Origin of the sequence: Candidatus Ancaeobacter aquaticus (assembly GCA_030765405.1) — a bacterium.
In the GTDB taxonomy this organism is placed as follows: domain Bacteria; phylum Auribacterota; class Ancaeobacteria; order Ancaeobacterales; family Ancaeobacteraceae; genus Ancaeobacter; species Ancaeobacter aquaticus.
Window position 1 is genome coordinate 1 of the sequence record JAVCCP010000009.1, and the last position, 4,046, is coordinate 4,046.

4 protein-coding genes are annotated in these 4,046 nt (G+C 37.9%); all 4 read left to right on the forward strand.

The window, feature by feature from the left end:
- On the forward strand, positions 1–939 hold a 939-nt coding region (locus P9M13_01360), incomplete at its 5' end, for a PAS domain-containing protein (GenBank protein ID MDP8261935.1).
- A 36-nt stretch (positions 940–975) separates the two neighbouring features.
- A complete protein-coding gene (locus P9M13_01365) occupies positions 976–2,526 on the forward strand; it encodes an ATP-binding protein (GenBank protein MDP8261936.1) in 1,551 nt (516 codons plus the stop codon).
- Between the two features lie 58 nt (positions 2,527–2,584).
- Complete coding sequence (locus tag P9M13_01370; GenBank protein MDP8261937.1) at positions 2,585–2,950, forward strand: response regulator; 366 nt, start codon at positions 2,585–2,587, stop codon at positions 2,948–2,950.
- 7 nt (positions 2,951–2,957) lie between these two features.
- Positions 2,958–4,046 (forward strand): response regulator (locus P9M13_01375; protein MDP8261938.1); only part of this gene is annotated, 1,089 nt, incomplete at its 3' end.

Consider the following 4,046-nt stretch of genomic DNA (forward strand, 5'->3'; position numbering starts at 1 on the left):
GTTACAAAAATGGATACGAAAGAAATATTTCAACCGTTGCAGAATTTGCGGAGTGCAATATTTGTATTTTGTCTGTGGTGCATACTCGGTGTACTATTACTTGCATTTATTATTGCAAAAACGATAGCTAAACCGATTGAACTATTGCAGAGTGATGCCCAGAAAATCGGGAGCGGAGATTTTGAACATCCAGTTACAATTACGGGCACTGGTGAAGCAAGAGTACTTTCGAAAGAATTAGATTCAATGAGAATAAAATTGAGAGATTTCCACCTCATTATGGAGGCAAAAATACAAGATAAAACAAAGGAGCTAAAATTTGCCATTGATAACATCAGCAAACAAAAGGAAGAGGCTGAGGATTCCAAAAATGCTATGCTTAACCTCGTTGAGGATATTCAAATAAAACAAAATCAGTTAAGGAACGCTGCAAGTGAATGGCGCAAAACCTTTGATTCAATAGAGGATTTAATTTCAATACATGCAAGAGACCAAACGATATTAAGAGTCAACCTCGCATTTGCTTCAGTTTTCAAAAAAAGTCCGGTAGAAATTATTGGGCATAAGTGTTATGAATTGTTTCATAAAAAAACTAAATCGCCCGTTTTTTGTGAGCTTGAAACAGTTTTTGCAACAGGCGTGAGTACATCTTTTGAAGCATATGAGCCGTTATTAGGAATGCATTTTGAAGTAACGATGTCTCCAATATTTGATGATAAAGGTGATGTGAACGGTGTGGTGCACGTAGCCAAAGATATTTCAAACCGCAAAACTCTGGAAGAAGAGTCAAAGAAACATCTCAGAGAATTAGAAGTATTCTATAAGGCAAGTGTAAACAGAGAAGAGCGGATTGTAGAATTAAAAAAAGAGATAAAACAGCTACGATCAGATATGGATAAAATTACAAAAAAGAGCATTGACCGCACGAAGAAAAAATAGATGCGGTATTTTTTTATGACGTTAAGGAGTATGGTGATGTTAAACACAGTGAAAGTGCCAAAAGAATATGAGCCGTTATTCTTAAAAGCGCAGGATATAGTCAGTAGCTATTTTTTAGAAAAAAAAGAGAATCCTGAAAAAGGAACAATTGAGATTGATGATGAGAGGTATATTTATGTGCGCGCCGCATCAATGTCAGTTGATTTTTTTGAAACAGTTAAGAATCTTTATAAAGATTCGGGAAAAGAAGAAGCAATTTGCATTGCCAGGCAGATCCTGTACGATGTAGCGTATGCAATTGGGTTATCTGATGCAAAAAATTTCCAGGAAAAATTAAAGCTTAAAACCCCTATTGAAAGATTATCGGCCGGCTTGGTTTTATTTGCTTATGCCGGTTGGGCAAATGTCGATATATTCCCCGAGTCGAAGCCATCGCAAGATGAGGATTTCTATCTTATATATGATCATCCGTACTCATTTGAATCAGACGCATGGAAAAAGTCCGGTAAAAAAACAGATTATTCGGTATGTGTGCTGAACGCCGGATACTCTTCGGGATGGTGTTCGGAAAGTTTCGGAGTTAATCTTGTTGTATCTGAGATCATGTGTAAAGCAAAAGGAGATGATGTGTGCCGCTTTATCATGGCGCACCCTTCAAAAATAGACAAGTATATCAAACAGTATATGCGGAAAGAGCCGGAATTAGCTAAAAATATTTCGAGGTATGAAGTACCGGGATTTTTCAAAAGAAAAGAATTAGAAGATACTTTACGAGAAAAGACTCAGCAGCTTGAGAAATCATTAACTGAATCGGTTAAAGCTCGTGAAGTGATGGTGAGTATGTTGGAAGACAACAACCAGATAAGAGAAGAACTTGAGAATAAATTTGTAGAATTAAAACAGGCAGAAGAAATGCTTATTCAGACCGAAAAGCTTGCGTCTCTAGGGAAACTTATCGCGGACATTGCCCATGAGGTGAATAATCCTCTTATGGTCATATCGGGCAAAGCGCAGCTTGCTCTCATGGAAAAGTTAGACAATGATGAAGTGAACAAAAACCTGAAAATTATCATGGACCAATGCATGCGTGCAAAAGATATTATTCAACGGTTGCTTACATTCTCAAAACCGAGTCATGGGGATCTAAGCATTGTGAAAATTGACGAAAGCATAGAATTTATTCTTAAGCTTCTTGAACACCAGTATTACCTTTCGAATGTAACGATAAAAAGAAATTATTGTTCGCCAATCCCGGAGGTGCGTATTGATGAGAAGAAGATGCACGAAGTATATATAAACCTGCTCAAAAATGCTGCCGAAGCCATGGGCCCGGACGGCGGTACGATAACGATAAATATACGTGCAAAAGAGAAAAATTTATACATTGAGTTTGTCGATACCGGATCAGGAATGACAGATGAAAGTAAAAGTCGGGTTTTCGAGCCGTTTTATACGACAAAAGAAAAGGGTACGGGTTTAGGTCTTTCTGTATGTTACGGTATTGTAAAAGCGCACGGGGGTGATTTGCGCTATGAGAGCACAAAAGAAGAAGGGGCGAAAGCAACGATAGTTTTACCGATACAATAATGTGCCTGGTATTTTACGGGTCTCGGAGAGCTGATATATGAATACAAATGAGGAGAGTATGAAAAAACACATATTAGTTGTTGATGACGAGAAAGAAATACGAGATATCCTGGAAACGTTCTTGGAAAAACACGGCTATACTGTTACCGCAACAGAAAACGGTGCTCAAGCGGTAGATATTATGGAGAGCACGAAAGTAGATTGTATGATATTGGATATGCGTATGCCGGAAACGAGCGGGCAAAGCGTTTTAAAGAAAATGGCCCAAAAGGGTATTGCGGTACCCGTTATAATTTTAACGGGGTCGCAGGATGTTTCTGGAAATTTTCTCGAAATACAGGAAATGGGATATGAGGATATTTTGTTTAAACCAATCGATTTAAATGTGATTTTGGAACTTATACAAAAGAAAATCGGGGAGTAGGTATGCTATGTCACAAAAAAAAGTTCTTATAGTTGATGATGAAGCAGAAATAAGAAATATTGTGAGCACTTTTTTGAGTAAAAAAGGTTTTGAAACAGTAGCGGTTGAAAGTGGCGTACTCGCGCTTTCTCTTTTGGGAAAAGAACGCTTTGATGTATTGGTAAGCGATATTAATATGCCTGCAATGGATGGTGTTGAGTTTTCACGCCGGGCAAAGAAGTTTAATCCCCGGCTTGCTGTTATACTTCTTACCGGATATGGATCGCTCGAAACCGCACAGGAATCTATTCGCATAGGTGTGGCAGATTATATGACAAAACCGGTTGATCTTGAGAAGCTTCTTGAATCTGTTAATAGCTGTATAAAGAGAATAGAAGAAGAAAAAACGGGTGATAGCTATAAAGAAGAGTTAGAAAAAGATCTTGAGGCTGATAAAAAGAAATTTGAAGACATGAAAGATGAAGTGATGTTATTAATTGGCCATGAGCTGAACACCCCGATATCAATCATATCTGCCGGTCTTAGTTATATTACCGATAAAATTGATTCTTCCGGAAAAGGGAGAAAATCAGATGCACAGACACAAAAACGCATTTTAAATAGTGTTGAAAATGGCAGGAGGAGATTGATCACTATTGTGGAAGATATCGTCTCATATATGAATCTAGCCAGAGGCAAAGCACGGATCGAAAAGAAAGAGGTAGTCTTAAACACTCTCTTGACAGCTAATAGTGAAGGGTTAAATCATGTCGTAACAGATGGGAATGGAGTTTTGCAGTTCGAGATAGCAAAAGAAGACATTGAAGTTATAGTTGACCAAGATCATTTTCTTGATGTGGTTACCCGTCTGGTGCATAACACGGTGTTTCATAACCGTGAAAAAGTTAACGTTAGACTGTCACTGTCATCGATCATGAAAGAAGACAAGAAATATGCCCGGATAGAAATACGTGATGATGGAAAAGGAATGGATGAAGGTATCCTTAAAAATATTTTTGAGCCCTTTAATGTGAGTGATATTATGCATCATACTAAAGGACTTGGGTTGAGTATGGCTATGTGTAAAGTTATTGTTGAGTCTCATGATGGGGCGATA